This window comes from Variovorax sp. SRS16 (assembly GCF_901827165.1).
Lineage (GTDB): Bacteria > Pseudomonadota > Gammaproteobacteria > Burkholderiales > Burkholderiaceae_C > Variovorax.
Window position 1 is genome coordinate 1,793,003 of sequence record NZ_LR594666.1, and the last position, 26,051, is coordinate 1,819,053.

A 26,051-nucleotide genomic window follows, 5' to 3' on the forward strand; every position below is an offset into this window, starting at 1 on the left:
GATACTTGCGGCACATTGCTTGAATTCCCCGCGGCCAGCCCGACATGCCGGGGTATCGGAGTCATTCATGCGTCAAGACAAACTCACCACCAAATTCCAGGAAGCCCTCGGCGACGCGCAGTCGCTCGCCCTCGGCAACGACAACGCCTACATCGAACCCGTCCATCTGCTGGTCGCCATGCTGCGCCAGAACGAAGGCCCCCGCGCCCTGCTCGAACGCGCCGGTGCCAACGTGCCCGGCCTGCTGCAGGCGGCCGAGGCGGCGATCAAGAAACTGCCGCAGGTGCAGGGCCATGACCAGGTCCAGGTCGGCCCCGAACTCGGCAAACTGCTGCAGGCGACCGAGAAGGAAGCCATCAAGCGCAACGACCAGTTCATCGCCGGCGAGCTGTTCCTGCTCGCCGTGGCCGACAGCAAGGTCGACATCGGCAACCTCGCGCGCAGCCACGGCGTCACGCGCAAATCGGTTGAAGCCGCCATCGAGGCGGTGCGCGGCGGCCAGGGCGTGAACAGCGCCGATGCCGAAGGCCAGCGCGAGTCGCTGAAGAAATACACCATGGACCTGACCGAGCGCGCGCGCCTCGGCAAGCTCGATCCCGTGATCGGCCGCGACGAGGAAATCCGCCGCGCGATCCAGGTGCTGCAGCGCCGCACCAAGAACAACCCGGTGCTGATCGGCGAGCCGGGCGTCGGCAAGACGGCCATCGTCGAAGGCCTGGCGCAGCGCATCGTGGCCGGCGAAGTGCCCGATTCGCTCAAGGGCAAGCGCGTGCTGTCGCTCGACATGGCCGCGCTGCTGGCGGGCGCCAAGTTCCGCGGCGAGTTCGAGGAACGCCTGAAGAGCGTGCTCAACGAACTCGCCAAGGACGAGGGCCAGACCATCGTCTTCATCGACGAGCTGCACACCATGGTCGGCGCCGGCAAGGCCGAGGGCGCGATGGACGCGGGCAACATGCTCAAGCCCGCACTCGCGCGCGGCGAGCTGCATTGCGTCGGCGCGACCACGCTCGACGAATACCGCAAGTACGTCGAGAAGGACGCCGCGCTCGAACGCCGCTTCCAGAAGATCATCGTCGGCGAGCCGAGCGTGGAGGCGACCATCGCGATCCTGCGCGGCTTGCAGGAAAAGTACGAGGTCCACCACGGCGTCGACATCACCGACCCGGCGATCGTCGCCGCGGCCGAGCTGGCCGACCGCTACATCACCGACCGCTTCCTGCCCGACAAGGCGATCGACCTGATCGACGAGGCCGCAGCCCGCATCAAGATCGAAATGGACTCCAAGCCCGAGGTCATGGACCGGCTCGACCGGCGCCTGATCCAGCTGCAGATCGAACGCGAGGCCGTGCGCCGCGAAAAGGACGAAGCCTCGCAGAAGCGCTTCGGCCTGATCGAGGAAGAAATCGCCCGGCTGCAGAAGGAGATCGCCGACTACGACGAGATCTGGCAGGCCGAGAAGGCGCAGGCGCAGGGCAGCGCGCAGATCCGTGAAGAGATCGACAAGATCAAGTTCCAGATCTCCGAATTCACCGCCAAGGGCGACTTCAACAAGGTGGCCGAGCTGCAGTACGGCAAGCTGCCCGGGCTCGAGAAGCGCCTGAAGGAAGCGCAGGACACCGAGTCCAGCAAGGGCAAGTCCAGCGCGCCGACGCTGCTGCGCACCCAGGTCGGCGCCGAGGAGATCGCCGAAGTGGTGGCACGCGCCACCGGCATCCCGGTCGCCAAGCTGATGCAGGGCGAGCGCGACAAGCTCCTGATGATGGAAGACAAGCTGCACGAGCGCGTGGTCGGGCAGGACGAGGCCATCGGCGCGGTCGCCAATGCGATCCGCCGCTCGCGCTCGGGCCTGGCCGACCCGAACCGGCCCACCGGCTCCTTCCTGTTCCTCGGCCCCACGGGCGTCGGCAAGACCGAGCTGTGCAAGGCGCTCGCGGGCTTCCTGTTCGACAGCGAGGACCACCTGATCCGCGTCGACATGAGCGAGTTCATGGAGAAGCATTCGGTCGCGCGCCTGATCGGCGCGCCGCCAGGCTACGTGGGCTACGAGGAGGGCGGCTACCTCACCGAGGCCGTGCGCCGCAAGCCTTACAGCGTGCTCCTGCTCGACGAGGTCGAGAAGGCGCATCCGGACGTCTTCAACGTGCTGCTGCAGGTGCTCGACGATGGCCGCCTGACCGATGGCCAGGGCCGCACCGTGAACTTCAAGAACACGGTGATCGTGATGACCAGCAACATCGGCTCGCCGATCATCCAGTCGATGGTCGGCCGGCCGAACGAGGAGATCAAGGACGCGGTCTGGGACGAGCTCAAGAACTACTTCCGTCCCGAGTTCCTCAACCGCATCGACGAGACCGTGGTGTTCCATGCGCTCGACGCGAAGAACATCGAGGCGATCGCCGCGATCCAGCTCAAGGTGCTGCAGGAGCGGCTCGCGAAGATGGACCTCACGCTCGACGTGTCGCCGCCGGCGCTGGCCGAGATCGCCAAGGTCGGCTTCGACCCGGTGTTCGGTGCCCGGCCGCTGAAGCGCGCGATCCAGCAGCGCATCGAGAATCCGCTATCGAAGCTGCTGCTGGACGGCAGCTTCGGGCCGAAGGACACGATCGAGGTCAGCACCGATCCGATCCGGGCGCCGGGCGAATTCCGCTTTCGCAAGGCGGGGGAACATTCGGCCGCCGCGGTGGCCTAAGGTCGGATGATGATGAACTTTCTTTTTCGCCTGGTTCTCTTCGTCGCCGGCCTGCTGTTCGCGGCCAGCCTCGCCGTCGCGGTGCTGCTGCTGGCGGCGGTCTGGGGCTTGCGCTACGGCTGGGCGCGCCTCACGGGGCAGCCCGTCAGGCCCTGGGTGATGCGCTTCAATCCGCGCGGCGGTTTCGACCGCTTTCGCGCGGCCGGCCGCCCGGCCGAGCCCACGGCCGCCGATGTCGCGAGCGCGCGCGCGCGCGGGCAGGCCACGCGCAGTCCGGTGAGCCTGGGCGATCCGGGCCGCGTGACCGACGTGCAGCCCAAGCCGGCGCGCGGCGAATAGCGCGCCGCGTTCATGCTGCGGCCGCCCGTCGTCGTCGAGCCTTCGGAGATCGAGTTCAGCGCGATCCGCGCGCAGGGCGCGGGCGGACAGAACGTCAACAAGGTTTCGAGCGCGGTGCACCTGCGCTACGACATCCCGGCCAGCTCGCTGCCCGACGATGTCAAGGAGCGTCTGCTTGCACTGCGCGACAGCCGTATCACGCAGGAGGGCGTGCTGGTGCTGAAGGCGCAAAGCCATCGCAGCCAGGACATGAATCGTGCCGATGCGCTGGCGCGTTTGCAGGCGCTGGTCGACAGCGTTGCGACCCCGCCGCGCGTGCGCCGCGCGACGCGTCCGACCTATGGCGCCAAACTGCGCCGCCTCGAAGGTAAGAGCCAGCGCGCGGAGATCAAGAACCTGCGCGGGCCGGTCAAGGACTGAGGCCCGATGCGGCGCCGACCTCGACCGTCAGCAGCGGATCGAACAGCGGGTTCTCGTTGACCTCGTCGCGCAGGTAGCCGCGCGGATTGCACAGCACGCGCGTGCCGTCCACGCGGTAGTCGAAGCTGTCGTGCGTGTGGCCGTGGATCCAGAGATCGACGCGATCGCGACCCATCGAGGCCCTCAGGTCCGACACGAAGGAGGCATTGATGGGCGAACCCTCGAAACGCGGATGGATGCTGCCCGGGGCCGGCGCGTGATGGGTGATGACGACGGTCGGTCCGGCGTGCGGCTCGGCCAGACGTGCATTCAACCAGGCGGCATGGCGTGCGAAGAGGGCTGCTGAATCCGCGGGCGTGAACAGCGCCGGCGACGCATCGTGCAGGCGGATGCGGCTGAAGTCGTACGTCAACTGCGCCGCCTGTTCCATCGCCGCCACGCGCTCGCTGCCGGTGCCGAGCAGGTTGAAGTCGGTCCACAGCGTCGTGCCCAGGAAGCGCACGCCGTCGATCACGATCGCCTCGTCGTCCAGCACCTGGATGCCCGTGCCGGCGCTCAGCGCCTTGAGCTCGCGCAGGGTGCCGTCCACGCTGCCGCCGTAGAACTCGTGGTTGCCGGCGACGTAGAGCACCGGCCGGTCGAAGCCGCGCGCCCAGGCCATCGCTTGCGCCGGGCGCGCGATATCGCCGGCGAGGATCACGAGATCCGCATCGGTCTTCGGATGCGGCAGGCCGCCGCGGCTCAGGTGCAGGTCGGACAGGATGTTGAGTTTCATGCTGCGTCGAAGCCTCCGGTCAGCGCCGCCAGCGCATCGCTGTCGGTGCGGTAGATGAACAGCATCGGCCCGGCTGTCAGCAGGCCGGCGCGTTCCAGCACCTGCTGCGCCGGCAGCTTGAGGCCGCTCAGGTGCAGCCGCACGCCACGCGATTCGATCAGCCGCCGGATCGAGCCGAACACCTCGGCGCCGGTCACGTCGATGCGGTTGATCGGCTGCGCGAACAGGCAGAGGTCGGTGAGATCGGGCCGCTCGGCGAGCACCACCGTGATTGCGCGCTCCAGCGTGCTCGCGGTCGCGAAGTCGAGCTCGGCATCCATCCGCAGCGCATGCAGCCGCGGCGCCAGCGGCGGCAGTTGCCAGACCTGGCGGTCGCGCAGGCTGCCGTCCGGGTGCAGGCCGACTTCGATGATGCGCGGATGCAGGTGCCGGTACATGTAGTGCGCGAGGCTCATCAGGAGACCGGCGAGCACGCCCCAGTAGATCGAGGGCGAGGTCGCGATGGTGAGAACGAAGGTCACGAACGCGACCGCCGCCTCCACGCGCGAGATGCGCCAGAGCGAGACGAACTGACCCGGCCGCACCAGGCCCAGCATCGCGATCACCACGATCGCGGCCAGCACCGCCTGCGGCACGTGGTAGAGCAGCGGCATCGCCCACAGCAGCGCCGCGCCGATCAGCAGCACGCAGCCCACGGTGGCCCAGCCGGTCTGCGCGCCCGCATAGAGGTTGATGGCCGAGCGCGAGAACGACGAGCTGGTGGGGAAGGCACCCGAGAGGCCGGATGCAATCTTCGACAGTCCCTGGCCGATCAGGTCCTGGTTCTCGTTCCATAGCTTGCCGGCGCGCGCGTTGTCGACCTTGGCGCTCGATGCGGTCTCGAGAAAGCTCACCAGCGTCACCATCAGAGCCGGCAGCATCAGCGCGCCGAAGGTATCGATCGGCAGCAGGCCGGGCCAGTAGAACGAAGGCAATCCCGAAGGCAGCGTGCCGACCACGGCGCCGCCGTTCAACGCGTAGTCGATGGCGGCGCTGATGGCCGCGCACGCGCCCACCACCACCATGGCCGCCGGAAAGCGCGACCAGTGCCGCTTGGCGATCCAGAGCGCGGCCAGGCTGCCGAGGCCGAAGGCGATCGCAAGGAAGTCCGGCGCTGCGCCATGCAGCAGCTGACCGAACGAGCGCCCGGTGAAGCCGAACAGCGCCGGCAGCTGCGACAGCACGATCAGCACCGAGGCTGCCTGCGTGAAGCCCATCAGCACCGGCGAGTTGACCAGCCGCAGCACCCAGCCGAAACCGCCGAGGCCGAGCACCAGCTGAATGGCGCCCGCCATCAGCGCCAGCCATACTGCCAGCATCACCCATTCGGCGCTGCCCGGAATGGCCAGGGGGCCGAGCGAAGCCGAGACCAGCAGGCTCGACAGTGCGGTCGGGCCGACCGACAGCCGCGTCGAGGCGCTGAACAGCGCACCGATCAGCGCCGGCAGCAGCGAGGCATAGATGCCGGTGACCAACGGCATGCCGGCCAGCGCCGCATAGGCCACGCCTTGCGGAATGACCATCAGCGCCACGGTGATGCCGGCCATCGCCTCGCCGGCGAGCAGCGCACGGTCGGGACGGGGCCAGCCGAGGAAGGGAAGCCAGCGCACGAGCTGGTCGCGATTCAGGGCCATGCCTGCCGCGCGCGGAATGATTCGGAATGCACCCGCCGATCATACGAAAGCGCTGGGCCCGCCCGTGCGCGTTAGACGTTAGATTGCGCCATGGCCGATCTGCAATCCCTTTTCGATGTCCAGCACCGCGCGAGCCGCGATGCCGAGACGCCGGTCGCGTTGCGCCGCGACCGCGTGCTGCGCGTGCAGCGCCTGCTCGAAGCGCACGGCGCGGCGCTGGCCGCGGCGGTGCAGGCCGATTTCGGCGTGCGCTCCGCCGCGCTGACCGAGGTCGCCGACCTGTTCGTGCTGCGCAATCTGCTGCGTCATCAGCTGCGCCATCTCGCGCGCTGGAGCCGGCCGGTGCAGGTGCGCACGCCGATCTACCTGCGGCCGGCGCGCGGATGGGTGCAGCGCCAGCCGCTCGGCGTGGTCGGCGTCATCTCGCCCTGGAACTATCCGCTGCAGCTGTCGCTGGGCCCCGCGGCCACCGCACTGGCGGCCGGCAACCGCGTGATGCTCAAGCCGAGCGAACTCACGCCGCGCACCTCGGCGCTGCTCGCCGAGCTGATCGCCCAAGTCTTCGCCATCGACGAGTTCACGGTGGTGCTGGGCGATGCGGACGTGGCTGCGCGGTTCTCGGCCTTGCCCTTCGACCATCTGTTCTTCACCGGCTCGACGGCCGTCGGGCGCAAGGTCGCGCAGGCGGCCGCGGCCCGGCTCACGCCGACCACGCTGGAACTCGGCGGCAAGTCGCCGTGCATCGTCGATGCCTCGGCCGATCTCGACGAGGCCGTGCTGCGCATCGCGCACGGCAAGCTGCTCAACGCCGGGCAGACCTGCATCGCGCCCGACTACGTGCTGTTGCCGCGCGGCCGCGAGGACGACTTCGCCGCGGCCTGGCGGCGTGCGGTGGCGCGACTGTTCCCGCGCATCGAGGGCAATCCGGACTACGCGTCCATCCTCGGCGCGCAACACCTGGCGCGCCTGCATGCGCTGCTGCGCGAAGCGCGCGAGCAGGGCGCGCGCATCGAGCAGATCGAAGGCGACGCAGCGATGGCGTCGAGCCAGATGGCGCCCGCACTCGTGTTCGGCGCACAGGCCGGTCTGCGCCTGCTGGACGAGGAAATCTTCGGCCCGATCCTCCCCGTGCTGCCCTGCGACGACAGCGACGAGGCGATCCGCCACATCAACGCGAGGCCGCGCCCGCTTGCGCTCTACTGGTTCGGCCGCGACACCGCCGCGCGCGACCGCGTGCTCGCGCGCACGGTGAGCGGCGCCGTCACGGTCAACGACACGCTGATGCACATCGCGCACGACGGCCTGCCCTTCGGCGGCGTGGGCGAGAGCGGCTGGGGTGCGTACCACGGCGAGACCGGCTTCCTGCGCTTCACGCATCAGAAGGCCGTGCTGGCGCAGCGGCGCTGGGCCACCGGCTCGCTGTTCTATCCGCCCTATGGCGCGAAACTGCAGCGCGTGCTCGGGCTGCTGCGCCGTTTTGGTTGAGCAGGCAGGCGCGCTATGCGCGCTTCTTGTGCTGGAACGCGGTCGGCGATTGCCCGGTCGCCGCCTTGAACATCGCGCAGAAGGCGCTGTCCGTCGCATAGCCGCTGGCGGCGGCCACGCGGCTCACCGCCATGCCGCGCGCGAGCAGCGGCAGCGCATGCGCCATCACGGCCTGCTGGCGCCACTGCTGCCAGCTCATGCCGAGCTGGTCGCGGAACAGGCGCGCCACGGTGCGCTCGCTGGCGCCGATGGTTCTGGCGCGCTCGGCCAGCGTCGCGCGGTCGGCCGGATTGCGCAGCAGCGCCTCGCACAGCTGGCGCAGCCGCTTGTCGGCCGGCAGCGGCACGTCGATGCGGATCTGCGTCGCGCGCTCGAGCTCGTCGATCAGGAGCGGCGCGATCCAGCGCTCGCGCTGCGCCGCATGCGGATCGGCCGGCGGCAGGCCGTCCGGCGTGGTGTCGAGCGCGAGCATCAGCGCACGCAGCAGCGGGCTGATCTCGAGCACCTCGCACTTCTCCCACGCCGGGCCAAGCCAGCTGTGCAGGTACACGGTGCGCAGCTCGGCGTCCTCGATCAGCGAGATGCTGTGCGGCACGTCCGCCGGCACCCAGAGTGCGCGCGAGGGCGGCACGATGTAGCTGCCGTCGCGCGTGCTCAGGCGGATCACGCCGCGCGTCGAGAAGGTCAGCTGCGGCCAGGGATGCGTGTGCAGCTCGACCAGCGTGTCGGCCTGGAGCAGATGCTCCTTGGCGCGCAGCGGGCGCATCGCATCGGGTGCGTAGAGGTGCGGCGTGAGCGGCCCGACGCTTTGCGTGGGCGCGGCCGGTGCGCGTGCGTTGCGCCGGGCAGGCTGATCGACGGGCGCCGACGGTGTCAGGACGGTGGGCGGCATGATTGCGACAAATGTTGTCTCTCTATCGCCATTCTGCCGCGTCGTGCTGGCCTAGCATCGGGGCTCGCCCTTCTTTCTTGTAGCAATTCATGTCTTCTTCCAACGCGGCCGCGGCCGTCCCCACCTTGCGCGCCGACGTCAAGCTGATCGGCCTCGTCGGTCTGGCGCATGCCATCAGCCATTTCAGCCAGTTGATCCTGCCGCCGCTCTTCCCATGGCTGAAGAACGCCTTCGACGTGAGCTACACCGAGCTCGGCGCGGTGCTCACCGTGTTCTTCGTCGTCTCGTGCATGGTGCAGGCGGCCTCGGGCTTCATCGTCGACAAGCTGGGACCGCGGCCGGTGCTGTTCGTGGGGCTGGGCCTGCTCGGCGTGGCGGCCTTCGGCTATGCGATGGCGCAGAGTTACTGGATGCTGCTCGCGTGCGCGGTGATCGCGGGCGTGGGCAACGGGGTCTTCCATCCGGTCGACTACACGCTGTTCAACCGCAAGGTGGCGCCGACGCGGCTGGGGCATGCCTACAGCGTGCACGGCATCACCGGCAGCCTCGGCTGGGCGCTGGCGCCGGCCTTCGTGGTGCCGCTGGCGATGGCCTTCTCGTGGCGCGTGGCGCTGGCCTCGGCGGGTGCGCTCGCGGTGACCGTGCTGCTCGTGCTGTGGTTCAACCGCGGTGCGTTGTCGCTCGACGTCAAGACGGTGCACAAGGCGACCGGATCGGACATGGCCGCCGGCGGCGAATTCGCCTTCCTGAAGATTCCCGCGGTCTGGATGTGCTTCGGCTTTTTCTTCTTCTATGCGATGGCGCTGAGCGTGGTGCAGACCTTCGCGCCGACCGCGGCCGGCCATCTGCATGCGGTGCCGCTGACGCTGGTCGCTGTGTGCCTCACCATCTACATGGTGGCGAGCGCGGCGGGCATGGTGGTGGGCGGTTTTCTGGCGGCCGATTCCTCGCATTGCGAACGCATCGTGGGCGCTGGCTTCGGCCTGGCGGCGATCGTGGCCCTGGTGCTTGCGATGGGCGATTTCGCGCCCGTGCTGGTGCCGGTGATGTTCGGTGCGATGGGCTTCGCCACCGGCATCGCGGGACCGTCGCGCGATCTGCTGGTCAAGCGCTCGACGCCGGCCAACGCGACCGGCCGGGTCTACGGCGTGGTCTATGCCGGGCTGGACATCGGTCAGGCCTTCGCGCCGCTGGTCTTCGGCCGCCTGATGGACCATGGCCAGGACATGGGCGTGATCATCGGCCTGGCCGTGGTGCAGGGCGTGCTGATCGTCAGCGCATTCAATGTGCGGCGGGCGCGGCGCGAGGCGCTGCTGCCTGCCTCGGCCTGAGGTTCGCGCCGGCGCGTCGTTGATCAGATCCGCGGCTGGCTCACGCGTTTCGCCAGCGCCTCGGCGCTTTCCTTGCGTTCGCTGTAGCGATCGACCAGGTAGGGCGCCGCATCGCGCGTGAGCAGCGTGAACTTGATCAGCTCCTCCATCACGTCGACCACGCGGTCGTAGTAGGCCGAGGGTCGCATGCGGCCTGCCTCGTCGAACTCGAGGAAGGCCTTGGCCACGGAGGATTGATTCGGGATCGTGAGCATGCGCATCCAGCGGCCCAGCACGCGCATCTGGTTCACCGCGTTGAAGGACTGCGAGCCGCCGCTGACCTGCATCACCGCCAGTGTCTTGCCCTGCGTGGGCCGCACGGCGCCCAGCGAGAGAGGGATCCAGTCGATCTGGGCCTTGAGGATGCCGGTCATGGCGCCGTGCCGCTCGGGCGACGTCCACACCATGCCTTCGGCCCAGGCCGCGAGTTCGCGCAAGGCCCGTACCTTGGGATGGGTGTCGGGCGCATCGTCGGGCAGAGGCAGGCCGTGCGGATCGAAGATGCGGACCTCGGCGCCCATCGTGCGCAGGAGGCGGCCGGCCTCGAAGCTGAGCAGGCGGCTGAACGAACGCTCACGCAGCGAGCCATAGAGCATCAGGATGCGCGGCGCATGCGAAGCGCGCGCCGCGGGCCACAGCCGCCCGGCGTCGGGTGCGTTGAACGCTGCCGCGTCGAGCGCAGGCAGCGTCGCCGGTTCATCCCACACGGCGGCCGTGCTCGTCGATCACGCGTTCGCCGTCTTCCTTCGTGAAGCTGCCTTGCTGCGGGGACGGCAGGATATCGAGCACCTGTTCCGACGGCCGGCACAGACGCGTGCCGAGCGGCGTGACGACGATGGGCCGGTTCATCAGGATCGGATGCGCGACCATGAAGTCGAGCAGTTGCTCGTCGCTCCACTTCGGATCGCCCAGGCCGAGTTCCTCGTAGGGCGTTCCCTTCTGCCGCAGCAGGTCGCGCACCGTGATGCCCATCGCGGCGACGAGCGCGCGCAGCCGGTCTTTGCCGGGCGGCGTCTTCAGGTACTCGACGATCTCGGGCTCGGCGCCGCTGTTGCGAATCAGGGCCAGCGTGTTGCGCGAGGTGCCGCAGGCCGGGTTGTGGAAGATCGTGATGTCAGTCATGGGACGAAGCGTTCGTTGGACAAGGAGGTGCCCGCTCCATCCAGGTGAAGAGGGCGAAGGCCAGCGCCGCACCGGCCAGCTGGCTCAGGATGAAGCCCGGCGCATCGGTCGGCCGGATGCCGGCGAAGGTGTTGGTGAGCGAACGCGCCAGCGTGACGGCCGGGTTGGCGAACGAGGTGGATGCGGTGAACCAGTAGGCCCCCGCGATATAGCTGCCGACCGCCGCCGGTACGGCCTCGGGCCGATGCTTCGCCACGTTGAGGATCACGGTCAACAGACCGAAGGATGCGACGACCTCGCTCCACCACTGGTGCGGCCCGCTTCGCACATGTGCGGAGGCTGCGAGCCAGGGCAGGTCGAACATGGCATGGGCCACCAGCACGCCGGCCACGGCGCCCGCGAGCTGCGCCAGCAGGTAGAGCATGGCCTTGCGACCGGTGCAGCGGCGCAGCGCCACCTCCGCGAGCGTGACCAGCGGATTGAAGTGCGCGCCCGACACCGCCATGAAACTCGCGATCAGCGCCACCAGCACCGCGCCGGTCGCGATCGCATTGGCCAGCAGCGCGATCGCCACGTTGCCGCCCGAGAGGCGCTCGCCCATGATGCCGGAGCCCACCACGGCGGCAAGCAGCAGCGCCGTGCCGATGAACTCGGCCGCGACGGCGCGCTGCAGCGTCATGCGGTCTTGCTGCATGACATGCCGGTGCCGACGCCACAGTCCTGGCCCTGGCAGCAGTTCTCCGTCAGGTAGGCCAGCAACGCGTTCATGGTCGAGAAGCTGGCCGAATAGATGATGCGGCGGCCGTCGGGACGCTGCACCAGCAAGCCGGAATGGGTCAGGTCCTTGAGATGGAACGAGAGCGCGGACGGCGCGATGTCCAGCATCTCGGCCAGCGTGCCGGCGGGCAAGCCGTCGGGCCCGATCGATACCAGCAGCCGGAACACGGCAAGGCGGGATTCGTTGGCGATCGCGCCCAGGGCGCGGACGGCTTGTGCTGCTTCCATCAATTCATTATTTCATGAAATGATGAAATGTCGATCAAGCATCGTGAAGGGCATCAAACGACATGTACCTTGCATAAACAGGTAGTGTGCTATATGCTCTAGCTGCCATCCCACCCGACCATGACCGAATCGATCCAGGTTCAACTGAAAAAGGGCGCACTCGATCTGTGTGTGCTGGCCCTGTTGGCGCGCGGGGAGAGCTATGGCTACGAGATCGCCAGCACGCTTGCCGGCGCGGTGGGCATGGGCGAGGGAACGATCTACCCGCTGATGCGACGCATGCAGAACGACGGGCTGGTCGCAACCCGTCTGGTCGAGTCGAGCAGCGGGCCTTCGCGCAAATATTTCCGGCTCACGCCAGCGGGCCGTACTGCGCTCGCGGCCCATCGGCGTGACTGGCAAGCCTTCGTGAAAGCGGTCGATCAACTCCTCGGAGATCAGGCATGAACAGCGAAACATTCTTGCGTACCTTGCGAGCTGGTCTCGCGGGCCTGTCGAAGCAGGAGGTCGAGGAGATCGTTGCCGACTACGAGGCTCATTTCGCCGAGGCGCGCGCGTCGGGGCGCAGCGAATCGGAGGTCGCCGACGCGTTGGGCGATCCGGCGCGGCTCGCCCGGGAACTGCGTGCCGAGACTGGCCTGCGACGCTTCGAGGCCCATCGCAGCCTTGCCAATCTGGGCGCCGCCATGCTGGCGCTCGCAGGCCTTGCGGCGGTCGACATCTTCTTTCTGCTGCCGCTGCTGCTCGTCGTGGTCTGCATTGCCGTCGGCCTCGGCATCGGCCTGCTGGCGCTCGGCGTGGCCGGCGTGCACGTGATTTTCAACGCGGTGTTCGCTGCGCATGGCGCTTCGATTCCGGGTGTGCTGGTTCGCATGCTGGTTGGCTTCGGGTTGATCGCCTGCCTTGCCTTCGGCGGCTCGATGCTGTGGCTCGGTCTGGGCACGTGCATGCGGCTGCTCGGGCGCTACGTCCGCTTGCACTACCGCTTGCTGGAGCCGGATCGGGACAAGGTTCGAGACCCAGGCAACGATGTCGTGGCGCAGGCATGGAGCCCGTCCGGAAAGCTCGCCGTCGCTTCGGCCGTCGCATTGATCGTTGCGCTCGTCCTTCTTGGGCTTGGCAGTTCGCTCGGTGGATTGCATCGGATCGGGGGCGCTGCCTCGTTGCGGAACCTGGGGTGGCGTTGTGGGCCCTCGACCCCGGTCAATGCCTCGCCGACCTCGGTGACATTTCCATTCGAGTCGGGCGACCGTCTCGACATCGATCTTCCCGCTTCGGTCAGCTATCAGCCCGGGCCGAAGGCCGAGGCGACCGTGCGCGGCGATTCGTCTGTGATCGGGCATGTGCATATCGTGAATGGCAGGCTGGGTCTCGATGGCGATATCGACTGCGCGCCTGCGACGCAGCTCACGGTTGAACTGACCGGTCCGTCGATCACCCGATGGGGCGCCAACGGCAGCAGCGACCTCGCGCTGTCAGGCATCGATCAGCAGACGCTCGAGCTTCGCATCCGGGGAAGCGGCCATGTCGTTGCGAATGGCTCGGTGCAGCGGCTCGTGCTCAACGTCGCAGGTTCGGGTGCGGCACAGCTGCAAGGCCTTTCGGCGCGCGCTGCGGAGATCGTCGTGCATGGCAGCGGAGAGGTGCAGGTCGCGGCACAGGACAGCGCCGATATCGCCATCGCCGGAAGCGGTCGGGTGAGGCTGCACGGCCATCCGGCCACCTTGCACTCGAAGGTCTCGGGCAGCGGGCGCATCGAGAGCGTGCTGTAGCGAAATCCTGCTCGTCGTCAAAGTGAAAGGAGATACGAATGGCCACCATCACCTTCGTCCGCTTTCTCTCGCGCGCCGCCCTCTGCCTTTGCGCCGGATCTCGCACGGCAGGGGCGGCTCGTCCCTCGTGCACCACGACACCGCGGCTGCGCTGGCCGACGCGGGCTTCGTCGTTGCGGCTATCAGCCATCCGCGCGACAACTTTCAGGACAAGAGCGGCCAGGGCCATCTGTCGATCTATGCGACGCGTCCGGCGGACATCAAGCGACTGGTCGACTACATGCTCGGCACGTGGGTTGGAAAAGCCGCACCGGATCCGAGCAGGGTCGGCCTCTTCGGCTTTTCGATGGGTGGGTACACCGGACTCGTCTCGGTGGGAGCAGTGCCGGACTTCCATTTGATCGATGGCTTGTGCGCACCCGCGGTCGTCGTCGATCCTTTGAGCATTGTCTTCGATGCGGATCATCTGAAGACCATGACGCTCCCCATCCAACTTTGGGCCTCGGCCTTTGGCGGCGACGGCATCGTTGCGCGCGACGTGGAAGCGCTTCACCACGCCTTGCCCGTCGAACCGGAATGGCATCTGGTGCAGAACGCCACGCACTTCGCATTCGTGGCACCCTGCACGCTGCCGATGGCCAATGCGCTACCCGAGATCTGCAACGATCGTCCAGGCTTCGACCGTGTCGCCTTTCATGGCGATTTCAACGCGCAGGTGGTGGCTTTCTTCGGCCAGCATCTAGGGTCGCCCGAGAAGCACCTCTGGGCGCTTCATGGGCTCAGGCTGCAGCAAGCAACGCGTCGACGCGGCGCAGCCCTTCGATGGTCTTCATGCAGGCCTCGGCCGCCTCGACGCCCTTGACGGCGAAGTGGCGGTGGAAGTACTTGCGATGCTCGACATGCTCGTGGAAATGGTGCGGCGTCAGCACGGCCGAGAGGATCGGCACGTTGGTCTCGAGCTGCACCGCCATCAGCGAATTCACCACCGTGCTGGCGACGAATTCGTGGCGGTAGATGCCGCCGTCGACCACCAGCGCGCAGCCGACGATGGCGGCATAGCGGCCCGAGGTGGCGAGGCGCTTGGCATGCAGCGGGATCTCGAAGGCGCCGGGCACGTCGAACACGTCGATGGTGTCGAGAGGCACGCCCTGGCGCTTCATTTCGGCGAGGAAGGCATCACGCGCCTGGTGCACGATGTCCGCATGCCATTGGGCCTGGACGAAGGCGATGCGATGGCCGCGCGGCGCGTCGGACGCGTTGACGGCGGAGAGGGGAAGGTCGTTGATCTGACTCATGGATGGCCTTTGCAGAGGTTGCCTGAATCAGGGCGCACGAACCCCGCACCGGCCACGCGCGCGAACGCGCCTGCCGGCAACGGGGCCGCGCTCTCTTTCATCCGGACTGTGACCGTCGGCCCCGGGATCTCACCAGGTCTGCTGACCCTGCGGCCCATGACGGGCCGCAGGCGCTCGCGGGCTCGTGCGAACGTGTCGCCATCACCGCCGGTGGGGAATTTCGCCCCGCCCTGAGAACGCTTGCTCCGGCCGAAGCCGGAACGCTGCGATTCTAGACAGGGCTGCGCGTGCCCGCTGTCACGCAGGAGCGAAAACCCTGGGGCGCGCCGGGGTGACCTGTTCAGCGGCCGGCGAGGAAGTGCGTCATGCGCTGCAGCTCGTCGTCGAGCGCCGCGCGAAATGCGGCGCCGGCCGGCTTTCGCGCGGCATAGCCGAAGTCGGCCTGCAAGGATCCCTCGCGCACCGAGAGGTTGCCCCAGCCGATCACGCGGTCGTGCTGCAGCAGGGGCAGGGCGTAGTAGCCGAACTGCCGTTTCGGCGCCGGCGTGTAGGCCTCGAACTTGTAGGTCCAGCCCCAGAGCAGCGCGAAGCGGCGCCGGTCCCACACCACGGGATCGAAGGGCGCGAGCAGGCGCACCGCGTCGTCGGATACATGGCGCCGCGAAGCCGGGTTCTCGTCGGCGGGCCAGTACCAGAGGGTGCCGTCGATGCGGCAACTGGCGAGCTGGTCGCGCGCGAGCCGCAGCGCCGCCTGCGTCTGCGCCGACAGATGCGGTGCGCCGTAGCCCAGCAGGCGCACGAGATAGGTCAGGCTCGCGGCCGGCAGCGGCGCGTACTTGCGCACCACCAGGTCGATCAGCGCGGCGGCGCGTTGTGCGCGTGCGGCGGGGCTGTCGTCGGCGGGCCGATGCGTCACCGCTTCATAGATGCGCGTGCCGCCGTCGCGCCGCTTCACGCGCAGCAGGCCGCGGTAGTGCATGTCGTCGAGCAGGCGCGTGGTCGCGTTGCTCGAACCGCCCCAGGCGTTCGCCACGCGCCCGTGGGCGAAATGCTGCTCGACCTCGCGCGGATGCACCGGCCCTCGGGCGCGAACGAAGTCGAGCAGCTCGGCAGCGCGGCGCCGCGTCTGCGCGTCCCACGCGCGCGCGGCCTCGCGCGGATGCATCAGGGCCAGGTGTTCACGCGGCAGGAAGCCGTAGTTGACGAGGCAGTCTTCCTCGACCGCGAGCCGGGTGTAGCGGCTTTCGAGATCGCCGGCACGGTAGTCCTCGACGCGGTGGCGCAGTGTCAGGTCCTGCGCACGCGCCGGTGCGCGGATCGGGTCGGCCTGCACGAAGCCCAGGCGCTGGATGGCGCGGCCCAGCGTGGTCGGCTTGAAGAGCGTGCGCGCCACCGCGTAGCGGCGCAGGTCGTCGAGGGTCGGTTCAGCCATGCGTGAATTGCAGCACAGCCGGCCGCGATGCGCTGGCGCGGCGCGTTCAGACCGCGCTGGAATGGCGCTCGATGCAGGTGTCTAGAACTTCTTCGCCCGAGCGCTGCCACCAGTCCAGCGTCGAGAAGATCTCGACCTCGCTGAAGCCTGCGAAACCCGCGGCTTCGACCCAGCCGCGGATCTTCTTCAGCTCGACCACGCCATCGCCCATCATCCCGCGGTCGGACAGCAGGTCGCGCGTGGGCGTGAGCCAGTCGCAGACGTGGTAGGCCAAGAGGCGCTCTTTGCCGGCGCGTGCAATCTGCTGCTGCAGCTTCGGATCCCACCACACGTGGTAGATATCGACAGCGACGCCCAGCATGCCACTGCGCGATGCATCGAGCTCATCGCAGAGATCGAGCGCATGTTCGAGCGTGTTGACGCAGGCGCGGTCGGCCGCCTGCATCGGATGCAGCGGCTCGATCGCGAGCGGCATGCCGACCTCGCGCGCGTAGGCGAGCGAAGCCGCGATGCCATCGCGCACCTCGCCGCGTGCGCGGGCGAGGTCCTTGTAGAGCGCCTTGCCGTCGAGCGCGCCGGGCAGTGCGCCGACCACCAGCACCACGCACGGCGCACCAAGCGTCTTCGCCTCGTCGATGGCGCGGCGGTTGTCGTCGAGCGCGGCCTTCAGGCCCGCGGCATCGGGCGCCGGATAGAAACCACCGCGGCAGTAGCCGGACAGGCCGATGCCATGGGCGCGCAATTGCTTCGCGATGCGATCCAGGCCGACCGCGGCGACCTGGTCGCGCCACGGGCTGACGGCGCGGATGCCACGCGCGGCGCACTGGTCGATGATGCGGTCGAGCGGCACTTCGGCGCCGCGCTGCTTGCGCACCGTGGCGGTGTTGATCGAAAGCCAGTCGTGGTCGGCGGAGAAGTCGCGCATGTCTTCAGTCTTCGTTCGGTGGGGACGGGGAGGGCGGCAGGGTTTCGCGCCGCAGCTGCCGCAGGATGGCCGCGTTGTCGAGATCGCCGTCGCCTGCCGCGATCGCGGCGCGCATCAGCGCGGCATGGGTTTCGGACAGCGGCAGCCGCTGGCCGGCGCCGCGTGCGCCGTCGAGCATCAGGTCGACATCCTTCAGGTGCTGGCGGATGCGCGACTGCGGCGCGAAGTCGCCCTCGACCATCATGCGGCCCTTGGTCTCGGCGGCCACCGAATGTGCGGGTGTGGCCAGCACCAGCGACAGGAAAGTCGCCGGCGCGATGCCCAGCGTCTCGGCGAAGACCATGCCTTCGGCCAGCGCGGCACGGTTGAGCCCGAGCACGAGGTTGGTGGCGAGCTTGGCCCTGGCGCCCATGCCCGGGCCGCCGACATGGATGCGGCGGCGCGACAGCGCATCGAGCAGCGGCGTGCAGCGCGCGATCGCATCGTCCGCGCCGCCGAGCAGCACGGTCGCCTCGCCGGCCGCGATCTGCTGGCTCGAACCGGACAACGGCGCCTCGATGAAGACCACGCCACGCGCCGCCAGCCGTGCGGCCAGTGCTTCGAGCAGCGACGGCGCGCCGGTCGAGCAGTCGACGAGCGTGCGCACATCGCCGCGCGACAGAAGGCCGTCCGGCCCTTCGACCACTTCGATCACATCGCGTGTTTCGAACACGGCCAGGATGACCGTGCCGGCCGCCGCACCGACTTCGGCGATCGACGCGGCGACGCCGCCGCCGGCGTCGGCGAAAGATGCGCGCGCTTCCTCGCGCACATCGAAGCCCAGGGTGCGGAACCCGGCCGCTTCGAGCCGGCGCGCAATGGCGTTGCCGACCAGGCCGAGACCAACGATGCCGATGGGTGTGCCGTGTGCGTCGCGTGCCATGGCCGTCAGCGCGGCAGCGAGGCGCCGCCGCAGATCCGGATGTCCTGTCCGGTGATCGCGGCCGCCGCCGGCGACAGCAGGTAGCCGACCAGCGATGCCACTTCGCGCGGCTCGATCAGGCGGCCGATCGGCGGCAGCACCGGCGAGGCGGCTGCGCGCGAAGGGTCGCCGAGCATCGGCGTCGCGGTGGCCGCGGGCGAGACCACGTTGACCGTGACGCCCGACGCGACCACCTCCGCAGCCCAGCTGCGCGCGAAGGCGATCAGCGCGGCCTTGCTGGCCGCGTACTGGCTGCGCCCGGGCGAGCCGACGGCGACGCGGCTGCCCAGCAGCACGACGCGCCCGTGGCCGGCCGCGACCATTGCCGGCACCACGCGGTTCGCGAGCCGCGATGCGGCGTCGACGTGCAATTGCCACATGCGCTGGCCGTCCTCGGCGCGCAATGCGCCGAGCGGTGCGACGCGCAGCACGCCCGCCGCATGCACCAGTGCCTGCACCGGGCCGAGCGCCGAGGTCGCCGCATCGATCGCCGCGCCGTCGCTCAGGTCGACCTGCACCGGACTGAAAGACGGGTGGTCGAGCGTCGCCGTGGCGATGTCGAAGCCCGTGACTTCCCAGCCGTCGTCGAGCAGCTGCAGCGCGATGGCCAGGCCGATGCCGGAGCTGGTGCCCGTCACCAGTGCGCGGCGCTTATTCGAGGCGGATGTGGCCATCGGTGACGATCTTCTGCGAGCGGGCCATGTCCTCGCGCTGGAACTTCGCGAAGTCCTCGGCGCTGCCCGGCGTCAGCAGCAGGCCTTGCTGCGCGAGCTTGTCCTTCATGTCGGTCGCGAGCGCCTTGTTGACCTCGGCATTGAGCGACGTCGTCACCGCGGCCGTCAGCTTGGCCGGACCCCAGAGCCCGTACCAGCTGTAGAACTCGTAGCCGGGCACGGTCTCGGCCACCGTCGGCACGTCGGGCAGGTTCGGCGCGCGCGTCTTCGAGGTCACGGCGATCACGCGCAGCAGGCCGCTCTTGTGATATTCCAGCGAGCCGAGGATCGGATCGATGAAGCCGTCGATCTGGCCGCCGATCAGGTCCTGGAACGCGGGCGCCGTGCCCTTGTAGGGAACGATCAGGTAGTCGAGTCCGCCGGCTCGCTTGAGCAGCTCGGTCGACAGGTGGCCGGCCGAGCCGATCGACCCGACCGCGAAGGTCATCTTGCCGGGGTGCGCCTTGGCATAGCCCATCATCGACTTGACGTCGGTGATCGGCAGGTTCTTGTTGATCGCCACCGCGAGCGGCGCCTTGGCCACCAGCGCGATCGGCTCGAAGTTCTTCACCACGTCGTAGGGCACGGACTTCATCGTCATCGGCGCCGAGGTGAAGGTCGATGCATTGAACAGCAGCGTGTAGCCGTCGGGTGCGGCACGTGCCACCAGTTCGGCGCCGATGGTGCCGTTGCCGCCCGGCCGGTTCTCGACGATGAAGGTCTGGCCCATCTGCTCGCCGAGCTTCTGCGCCAGCATGCGCCCGACCGTGTCGAGCGTGCCACCGGGAGGGAAGGGAATGATGACCCGCACCGTGTGCGTCGGATAGCTCTGCGCGCCGGCCGCGAAGGCAATCATCCCCAGGCTTGTCATCAGCAGTCGTCTGAAAAGGCGCTTCATCGTCGGTATCCTCGAAGGGGTGGTGGGGCGAATGGATGTCAGGCGCTCATTCGACGCCGTGCAATGCCAGCAGCGTCTTCATGCGGCGCACGGCGAGCTCGGGCTGCTCCAGCAGATTGGCCGCATCGGCCAGCCGGAACAGCTCGGCGAAGTGCGGCAGCGAGCGCGTGCTCTGCTGGCCGCCGACCATCGTGAAGTGCTTCTGGTGGCCGTTGAGCCAGGCCATGAAGACGACGCCGGTCTTGTAGAAGCGTGTCGGCGCCGCGAAGATGTGGCGCGACAGCGGCACCGTCGGCCCGAGGATCGCGTGGAACTTCTCGACATGGCCCTGCGCGAGTTCGCCGAGGGCCGCGCTCGCGGCCGGCGCGATGGCGTCGAAGATGCCGAGCAGCGCATCGCTCTGGCCGTGCATGGGCTCGCTGCCGTGGCCGTCGCCCGCGATCAGCTCGGCATAGTTGAAGTCGTCGCCGGTGTACATGCGAACGCCCCGGGGCAGGCGGCGGCGCATCGCGATCTCCTTGTCCTTGTCCAGCAGCGAGATCTTGATGCCATCGACCTTGTCCGGATGCGCGGCGATGATGCCGAGCGCGGTGTCCATCGCTCGGTCGATATCGGCCGTGCCCCAGTAGCCGGCGAGCGCCGGATCGAACATGTCGCCCAGCCAGTGCAGCACCACCGGCTGCCTGGCCTGGCGCAGGATGCGGTCGTACACGCGCTCGTAGTCGGCCGGGCTCTTCGCGACGCGGGCCAGCGCGCGGCTCGCCATCACGATCAGCGTGCCGCCGAGCGATTCGATCGCGGCCATCTGCTCCTCGTAGCCGCGGATCACGTCGTCGACGTTCCTGACCGCATCGATGTCGAGGTGGTCGGTGCCGCAGCCGGAGGCGACGCGCGCGCCGGGCACGTCCTTCGCGGCGTCGAGCGAGCGGCGGATCAGTTCGAGCGAGGTCGGCCAGTCGAGGCCCATGCCGCGCTGCGCGGTGTCCATTGCCTCGGCGACGCCGAGACCGAGCGACCACAGGCGGCGGCGGTAGGCGATGGTGGCGTCCCAGTCGACCGCGCATTGCAGCCACGGATCGATGGCCGCCAGCGGATCGGCCACGACGTGCGCGGCCGAGTAGGCGATGCGGTTGAAGGCGACGCCCGCGGCGGGCTTGACCGGCGCCGTGCCGCGCAGCGTGTACGGGGCGAGCGCGCCGCCCGCGGTCGGGAGCGTGAGTGCGATGGCCATCGGCAGGTCCTCAGATCTTCAGCGCCGGCACGTCGACCCAGCGGCGGTCCTTCCAGCTTTCCAGCGCGGCCTCGACCAGCTGCACGCCCTTGGCGCCTTCGGGCAGCGTCCACCGGTAGGGCGCGTTCTCGACCACGTGGCGGATGAAGGCTTCCCACTGGATCTTGAAGCCGTTGTCGTAGACCTGCGAATCCGGAATCTCCTGCCACTGGTCGAAGAAGTTCATGGTCTGCTTCTCGTCCGGGTTCCACACCGGGCGCGGCGTCGCCACGCGCGACTGGGCGCGGCAGGACGACAGGCCGGCGACGGCGGAGCCATCGGTACCGTCCACATGGAAGGTCACGAGGTCGTCGCGGCGCACGCGCGTGACCCAGCTCATGTTGACCTGCGCGACCACCGGCTCGCCGTTGTGGCCCTTGAGCTGACAGGTGGCGTAGGCGGCGTCGTCGGCGGTGGCTTCGTAGGGCTTGCCGTCCTCGTCCCAGCGCTTCGGAATGTGCGTGGTGCCGAGGCACGAGACCGATTGCACTTCGCCGAACAGGTTGTCGAGCACGTAGCGCCAGTGGCACATCATGTCGAGGATCATGCCGCCGCCGTCTTCCTTGCGGTAGTTCCACGAGGGGCGCTGGATCGGCTGCAGGTCGCCTTCGAAGACCCAGTAGCCGAACTCGATGCGCACCGACAGCATGCGGCCGAAGAAGCCGGCGCGGCGCAGCATGTCGAGCTTGCGCAGGCCGGGCAGGAAGAGCTTGTCCTGCACCGCGCCGTGCTTGAGGCCGGAGCCTTCGGCCAGGCGCGCGATCTCGACGGCTTCGTTGAGGTTGGTCGCGATCGGCTTCTCGCAGTAGACGTGCTTGCCGGCGCGGATCGCCTTGGCCAGCAGGGTCGGGCGCATCTGCGTGGTGCCGGCGTCGAAGAAGATCGTGTCGTCCTTGTTGGCGAGCGCGCGGTCGACATCGGTGCCCCAGCGCTGGATGCCGTGGGCCTTGGCCAGCGCCTCGATCTTGTCGGCGTTGCGGCCGATCAGGATCGGGTCGGGCATGACCTTGTCGCCGTTCGAAAGGGTGACGCCGCCCTGCGCGCGGATCGCGACGATGGAGCGGATCAGATGCTGGTTCATGCCCATGCGTCCGGTGACGCCGTGCATGATGATCCCGAGTCGTTGGGTGGCCATGGTGTTTCTCTTTCGTGAGGGTGGGGCGCGCGCGATCAGGCGCTGCGCAGGGGTTGAAGGGTGGTCCAGTCGGGATGGGCGCGGGCAGCGAAGCCGGGCGCGTCGAGCGAGGAGAGGTCGATGCGCCCGCGGTCGACGCGCAGCCGCACGTTGTCGCCCGCGGCTTCGTAGAGGCCCGGCTGGGCCTGCAGGAAAGCTTGGCGTTCGGCCGCGCCCGCACCCTGGCCGGCGAAGCCGTCGACGTAGTGATGGCCGTTGCGCTCGACATGGCCGAGGCCGATCAGGTTGACCAGCGCGAGGTCCTGCTGCACCGCCAGGCCGGCTTGCGTGGTCAGGTCCTCGGCCGACATGAAGTAGGGCGCACCCCGGCCTTCGGCCTCGGCACGCAGGTTGAGCTGACGGCAGCGCGCGGCATTGAGCAGCGAGCGATAGATGCCCTTGCAGTCCTTGCTCGAGACGCCGGTGTAGCCGCAGGCGATGGCCTGCGTGAAGGCGTCGAGCGTGCTGTCGGATTCGTCGATCAGCACCGGCCGCATCGCGGCCAGCGCGCGCACGTCGCTCCGCAGCGCGGTCGCGCGCGGCAGCGGCTGTTCGATGTAGAGCGTGGCGGCGGCCAGGCGCTGCAGCGCTGGCGTGGCCTGCACGCGGTTCCAGAATTGCGCGGCGCTCTCGGCGTCCTTGAACTGCTCGTTGCCGTCCAGCGTGACCACGCAGTCGGGCACGCGCGCGAGCACGCCGGCGATGCGCGTGAGGCGCTCGATGTCCGGCTCGGCGTCGCCGCAGACCTTGAGCTTGAAATGGCGGCAGCCGGTGGCGACGACGACTTCTTCCAGCGTCTCGGGCAGGCCGTCGGCCACGTGCGCCTTGAGGTCGGCGGCCGTGATCGCATCGACCAGGCCGACCGTGTGGCGCAGCGCGATGTCGCGCGAGGGCCTGAGCGTGCCGAGGAAGGCATCGAGGTCGAAGCCGGCCAGGTCGGGCGCGAGGCGCGCATCGATGCCGGGCAGGTTGGCCTGGACGGCCGCGTAGAAGGATTGTCCGAGCGCGCGGCACAGTGCGTCGAGCAGCGCGCGGTCGATCAGCGCCGGGCCGAAGCAGGCGACGAGCGGGTTGAGCTGCCGCGCGGCGCCGGCTTCGATCTGGGATTGGTAGTGCGCCGCGAAATGGCCGAACGCGCTGTGCGCCTCGGACTCGGCGAGATAGGCATCGCGTGCCAGCGCGAGCGAATCGCGCAGCTGGTCGAAGTTGTCCTCGTTGCTGAGTGCGAGGTTCTTGTCGAACCATTTCGGCGCCAGCAACTCGGCCGCGGCGCCCTCGGCTTCGCGGCCGTCCTCGGTGCGGATGCGCACACGAACGAAGGCCTGCGGGCAAGCGGTCAGCGTGACCACGCCGAAGCGGAAGGGCAGGCGCAGCACCACGCCGCGCTCGCAGAGCTGGATGTCGAGGATGCGGAACGGCACGGACATGGAATCGGTCTCGGAGAAAGAGAAAGGCGAAGGACTCAGGCGAGCGCTTCGCGCAGGCCCCGCAGGTAGCCGGCCGCGAAGGCCGCCGCGCCCGGGCCGTCGGGCACGTAGTCGAAGGGCTCGACGGCGATCGTGCCGGCATAGCCGTTGCGCTTCAACGCGGCGAGGATCGGCGCGAAGGCCATCTCGCCCTGGCCGGGTCCGCGCCGGTTCGGGTCGTTGACCTGCACGTGGCCGATCAAGCCGGTCGGCAACCAGCGGTCGATCAGCGCCGGCATCGGCTCGCTTTCACCGAAGCCCGCGGCGCTGCAATCGATCATCGTGCGCAGGTGCGGGTTGTCGATGGCGCGCACGACTTCGGCCGCCTCGGCGACGGTGTTGAGGATCTGCGTCTCGCGCGAGGAGAGCGGCTCGATGCAATAGACCACGCCATGCGACGCGGCCGTCTTCGCGACATGGGCCAGCGCGTCCTGCAGGCGCGCCAGCGCGACGGCATGCGTCTCGCCGTCGGCGATCCGGCGCTGCCCGGGCGAGCCGTGCACGAGCACCGCGCCGCCGAGTTCGGCGCACAGGGCGGTCAGGCGGTCCATCACCTGCAAGGTGCGCGCGCGCAGCGCGGCATCGGGATCGGTGAGCGACAGGCCGGCAGGCTTCACGAGCAGCCAGTGCAGCCCGGTCACGACCAGGCCGAAGGACTCGACCACGCCGCGGATGCGCGCCGCCTCGGTGGCGGAGACCGCGTCGGGCGTGTCGCCGAGCGTGAAGGGCGCGATCTCCAAACCGTCGTAGCCGAGCCCGGCCGCGTACTCGCACTGCTTCTCCAGCGGCATGCCGGCCAGCACTTCGTTGCACAGGCTGATCTTCATGGCGCGATGTCCCGGCTGCGCGAAGGCAGCAGCGACTTGATGCCGCGGCCGACGGCCCCGGTGATGCCTTGCACCAGCGCCTTGAACGGCGGGATGTACAGCAGGATGGTGAAGATGGTGACGGTGGCGAAGCCGATGCAGATCGGCCGCGTGAAGAAGGGCGCCAGGCTGCCGTCGGACAGCACGAGGCCGCGGCGCAGGCTCTTGTCGAGCAGCGGACCCAGCACCAGCCCCAGCACGAAGGGCGCCATCTGGTAGCCACGGCGGCGCAGGAAGAAGGCGCCGATGCCGATCGCGATCATGCAGTAGATGTCGAACAGGCGCGAGGCGCTGGCGAAGGCGCCGACGGTGCACAGCAGGAAGATGATCGGCATCAGCACGGTGCGCTTGATGCGCAGCACCAGCAGCAGCGGCTTCACGAGGAACAGGCCGAAAATCAGGATGCTGATCGACGCCAGCGAGGTCATGGCGACCACGTCGTAGACGAACTGCGGATGCGAGATCATCATCATCGGCCCGGGCTGCACGCCGTGGATGATCATCGCAGCCATCAGCACGGCCGATGGTGCCGAACCCGGAATGCCGAGCGCGAGGCACGGGATGATGTGGCCGGGGATGGAGGACATGTCGCCGGTCTCGGCCGCCATCAGGCCGTCGATCGAGCCCTTGCCGAACAACTCCTTCTCGCGCGTGGTCGCCTTGGCGGCGGCATACGACATCCACGCGCCCGCGTCCTCGCCGACGCCCGGCATCAGGCCGGTGAGCACGCCGATCACGCCCGAGCGCAGCACCGTGCGCCAGTACTGCGCCACCTCGCGAAAGCGTGGCAGCACCGAGTCGCGCAACTCGACCAGCTTCTTTTCCGCGGGATCGGCGAGCGTGGTCAGCACCTCGGCGAAACCGAAGGCACCGACCAGTGCGGGGATCAGCGAGATGCCGCCCGAGAGCTCGCCCCAGCCGAAGGTGAAGCGGTCGTAGGCGTAGAGGCCTTCCTGCCCGATCTGCGCCACGAACAGCCCGAGCGCGCCCATCAGCCAGCCCTTGAGCGGATCGTCGCCGACGATGCTGCCCGACATCGCGACGCCGAAGAGCGCGAGCCAGAAGAATTCGAAGGCGCCGAAGGACAGCGCCACCTCGGCCAGCATCGGTGTGAACGCGGCCAGGCACAGCACGCCGAACAGCGTGCCCATGAAGGCGCCCGAGGTCGCGATGCCGATCGCGCGCCCGGCCTCGCCGCGCTGCGCCAGCGCATAGCCGTCCGCGCACGAGGCCGCGTTGGCGGCGGTGCCCGGGATGTTCAGCAGGATCGCGGTGCGCGAGCCGCCGTACAGCGTGCCGACGTAGGAGCAGATCAGGATCAGGATCGCGTCGTTGGTCGGCAGCTTGATGGTGAGCGTGGTCAGCAGCGCGATGCACAGCGTGGCCGAGAGGCCGGGCATGCAGCCGACCATGATCCCGATCAGCGCGCCGCCGAGGCCGTACGTGATCGAGGTGATATTGAGAAAGCCCAGGTAGGCTTGGCCGAAGAGCTCGAGGCCTTGGAACATG

The 26,051-nt window shown here is 68.8% G+C and carries 26 protein-coding genes and 1 riboswitch; of the genes, 8 read left to right on the plus strand and 18 right to left on the minus strand.

Annotated elements, in window-relative coordinates; all coding sequences use genetic code 11:
• Positions 1-67 precede the first annotated feature (67 nt).
• From clpB to arfB, 3 genes are read left to right on the plus strand one after another with little or no spacing between them, the layout of a single operon-like run.
• Entirely contained in the window at positions 68-2,689 is a 2,622-nt protein-coding gene (clpB, locus tag E5P2_RS08725; RefSeq protein WP_162566719.1) for an ATP-dependent chaperone ClpB, read from the plus strand.
• Positions 2,690-2,701: 12 nt separating this feature from the next.
• A complete protein-coding gene (locus E5P2_RS08730) occupies positions 2,702-3,028 on the plus strand; it encodes a hypothetical protein (protein WP_443083510.1) in 327 nt (108 codons plus the stop codon).
• Positions 3,029-3,040: 12 nt separating this feature from the next.
• Positions 3,041-3,448, plus strand: coding sequence for an alternative ribosome rescue aminoacyl-tRNA hydrolase ArfB (gene arfB / locus E5P2_RS08735; RefSeq protein ID WP_162566721.1), 408 nt, complete (start codon positions 3,041-3,043; stop codon positions 3,446-3,448).
• Here arfB and E5P2_RS08740 read toward each other — a convergent pair.
• A complete protein-coding gene (locus E5P2_RS08740) occupies positions 3,438-4,223 on the minus strand; it encodes a metallophosphoesterase (protein ID WP_162566722.1) in 786 nt (261 codons plus the stop codon). The genes arfB and E5P2_RS08740 overlap by 11 nt on opposite strands.
• Positions 4,220-5,896, minus strand: coding sequence for a SulP family inorganic anion transporter (locus tag E5P2_RS08745; RefSeq protein ID WP_162566723.1), 1,677 nt, complete (start codon positions 5,894-5,896; stop codon positions 4,220-4,222). Before E5P2_RS08745 ends, E5P2_RS08740 begins: the two co-directional genes overlap by 4 nt.
• 90 nt (positions 5,897-5,986) lie before the next feature.
• Here E5P2_RS08745 and E5P2_RS08750 point away from each other — a divergent pair, with 90 nt between their 5' ends.
• Positions 5,987-7,381, plus strand: coding sequence for an aldehyde dehydrogenase family protein (locus tag E5P2_RS08750; RefSeq protein ID WP_162566724.1), 1,395 nt, complete (start codon positions 5,987-5,989; stop codon positions 7,379-7,381).
• Positions 7,382-7,394: 13 nt separating this feature from the next.
• Here the strand turns inward: E5P2_RS08750 and E5P2_RS08755 are convergent, their stop codons facing one another.
• Positions 7,395-8,273 carry an AraC family transcriptional regulator gene (locus E5P2_RS08755; RefSeq protein ID WP_232080628.1) on the minus strand — a complete coding sequence of 293 codons (879 nt, stop codon included), beginning with the start codon at positions 8,271-8,273 and terminating at the stop codon, positions 7,395-7,397.
• An 89-nt stretch (positions 8,274-8,362) separates the two neighbouring features.
• On the opposite strand from E5P2_RS08755, the gene E5P2_RS08760 reads away from it, so the two are divergent.
• On the plus strand, positions 8,363-9,604 hold the full coding sequence (locus E5P2_RS08760) for an MFS transporter (protein WP_162566725.1): 1,242 nt from the start codon (positions 8,363-8,365) through the stop codon (positions 9,602-9,604).
• A 23-nt stretch (positions 9,605-9,627) separates the two neighbouring features.
• On the opposite strand, the gene arsH is transcribed toward E5P2_RS08760, so the two are convergent.
• Genes arsH through E5P2_RS08780 form a run of 4 tightly spaced genes read right to left on the minus strand, consistent with a single transcriptional unit; the run spans position 9,628 to position 11,770 of the window.
• Complete coding sequence (gene arsH, locus E5P2_RS08765) at positions 9,628-10,350, minus strand: arsenical resistance protein ArsH (protein WP_232080629.1); 723 nt, start codon at positions 10,348-10,350, stop codon at positions 9,628-9,630.
• Entirely contained in the window at positions 10,340-10,765 is a 426-nt protein-coding gene (gene arsC, locus E5P2_RS08770; protein WP_162566726.1) for an arsenate reductase (glutaredoxin), read from the minus strand. Before arsC ends, arsH begins: the two co-directional genes overlap by 11 nt.
• Positions 10,758-11,444, minus strand: a complete 687-nt coding sequence (locus tag E5P2_RS08775; RefSeq protein ID WP_162570405.1) for an aquaporin — start codon at positions 11,442-11,444, stop codon at positions 10,758-10,760. Before E5P2_RS08775 ends, arsC begins: the two co-directional genes overlap by 8 nt.
• Positions 11,441-11,770 (minus strand): ArsR/SmtB family transcription factor, encoded by a 330-nt coding sequence (locus tag E5P2_RS08780; protein ID WP_162566727.1) that lies wholly within the window; start codon positions 11,768-11,770, stop codon positions 11,441-11,443. The genes E5P2_RS08775 and E5P2_RS08780 overlap by 4 nt, the downstream gene beginning before the upstream one ends.
• Before the next feature lie 132 nt (positions 11,771-11,902).
• Between E5P2_RS08780 and E5P2_RS08785 the strand changes: the two genes are divergently transcribed.
• The 3 genes from E5P2_RS08785 (at position 11,903) to E5P2_RS08795 (ending at position 14,404) form a co-directional block, all read left to right on the plus strand.
• Positions 11,903-12,217 (plus strand): PadR family transcriptional regulator, encoded by a 315-nt coding sequence (locus tag E5P2_RS08785; protein WP_332107566.1) that lies wholly within the window; start codon positions 11,903-11,905, stop codon positions 12,215-12,217.
• Positions 12,214-13,542, plus strand: coding sequence for a GIN domain-containing protein (locus E5P2_RS08790; RefSeq protein ID WP_197908471.1), 1,329 nt, complete (start codon positions 12,214-12,216; stop codon positions 13,540-13,542). Before E5P2_RS08785 ends, E5P2_RS08790 begins: the two co-directional genes overlap by 4 nt.
• A gap of 127 nt (positions 13,543-13,669) precedes the next feature.
• A complete protein-coding gene (locus E5P2_RS08795) occupies positions 13,670-14,404 on the plus strand; it encodes an alpha/beta hydrolase family protein (protein ID WP_162566729.1) in 735 nt (244 codons plus the stop codon).
• Here the strand turns inward: E5P2_RS08795 and E5P2_RS08800 are convergent.
• The 11 genes from E5P2_RS08800 to E5P2_RS08850 all read right to left on the minus strand — a co-directional run bounded on the left by E5P2_RS08800 (position 14,322) and on the right by E5P2_RS08850 (position 26,050).
• Entirely contained in the window at positions 14,322-14,837 is a 516-nt protein-coding gene (locus tag E5P2_RS08800; RefSeq protein ID WP_162566730.1) for a 6,7-dimethyl-8-ribityllumazine synthase, read from the minus strand. The genes E5P2_RS08795 and E5P2_RS08800 overlap by 83 nt on opposite strands.
• Positions 14,838-14,922: 85 nt before the next feature.
• Positions 14,923-15,079, minus strand: a riboswitch (FMN riboswitch).
• 98 nt (positions 15,080-15,177) lie between these two features.
• Positions 15,178-16,269 carry a DNA glycosylase AlkZ-like family protein gene (locus tag E5P2_RS08805; protein ID WP_162566731.1) on the minus strand — a complete coding sequence of 364 codons (1,092 nt, stop codon included), beginning with the start codon at positions 16,267-16,269 and terminating at the stop codon, positions 15,178-15,180.
• Between the two features lie 46 nt (positions 16,270-16,315).
• On the minus strand, positions 16,316-17,194 hold the full coding sequence (locus E5P2_RS08810; protein ID WP_162566732.1) for a sugar phosphate isomerase/epimerase family protein: 879 nt from the start codon (positions 17,192-17,194) through the stop codon (positions 16,316-16,318).
• Positions 17,195-17,198: 4 nt separating this feature from the next.
• Positions 17,199-18,116, minus strand: coding sequence for an NAD(P)-dependent oxidoreductase (locus E5P2_RS08815; RefSeq protein WP_162566733.1), 918 nt, complete (start codon positions 18,114-18,116; stop codon positions 17,199-17,201).
• A 5-nt stretch (positions 18,117-18,121) separates the two neighbouring features.
• Positions 18,122-18,829: an SDR family NAD(P)-dependent oxidoreductase gene (locus E5P2_RS08820; RefSeq protein WP_162566734.1), complete on the minus strand. Its 708-nt coding sequence runs from the start codon at positions 18,827-18,829 to the stop codon at positions 18,122-18,124.
• On the minus strand, positions 18,807-19,739 hold the full coding sequence (locus E5P2_RS08825) for a Bug family tripartite tricarboxylate transporter substrate binding protein (protein WP_443083548.1): 933 nt from the start codon (positions 19,737-19,739) through the stop codon (positions 18,807-18,809). The genes E5P2_RS08820 and E5P2_RS08825 overlap by 23 nt, the downstream gene beginning before the upstream one ends.
• A gap of 73 nt (positions 19,740-19,812) precedes the next feature.
• Positions 19,813-20,997: a dihydrodipicolinate synthase family protein gene (locus E5P2_RS08830; protein ID WP_162566736.1), complete on the minus strand. Its 1,185-nt coding sequence runs from the start codon at positions 20,995-20,997 to the stop codon at positions 19,813-19,815.
• Between the two features lie 10 nt (positions 20,998-21,007).
• Complete coding sequence (locus tag E5P2_RS08835) at positions 21,008-22,171, minus strand: Gfo/Idh/MocA family protein (protein WP_162566737.1); 1,164 nt, start codon at positions 22,169-22,171, stop codon at positions 21,008-21,010.
• Between the two features lie 35 nt (positions 22,172-22,206).
• Complete coding sequence (locus tag E5P2_RS08840) at positions 22,207-23,637, minus strand: enolase C-terminal domain-like protein (RefSeq protein WP_162566738.1); 1,431 nt, start codon at positions 23,635-23,637, stop codon at positions 22,207-22,209.
• A gap of 35 nt (positions 23,638-23,672) precedes the next feature.
• Entirely contained in the window at positions 23,673-24,503 is an 831-nt protein-coding gene (locus E5P2_RS08845) for a sugar phosphate isomerase/epimerase family protein (protein WP_162566739.1), read from the minus strand.
• Complete coding sequence (locus E5P2_RS08850; protein WP_162566740.1) at positions 24,500-26,050, minus strand: tripartite tricarboxylate transporter permease; 1,551 nt, start codon at positions 26,048-26,050, stop codon at positions 24,500-24,502. The genes E5P2_RS08845 and E5P2_RS08850 overlap by 4 nt, the downstream gene beginning before the upstream one ends.
• Position 26,051 lies beyond the last annotated feature (1 nt).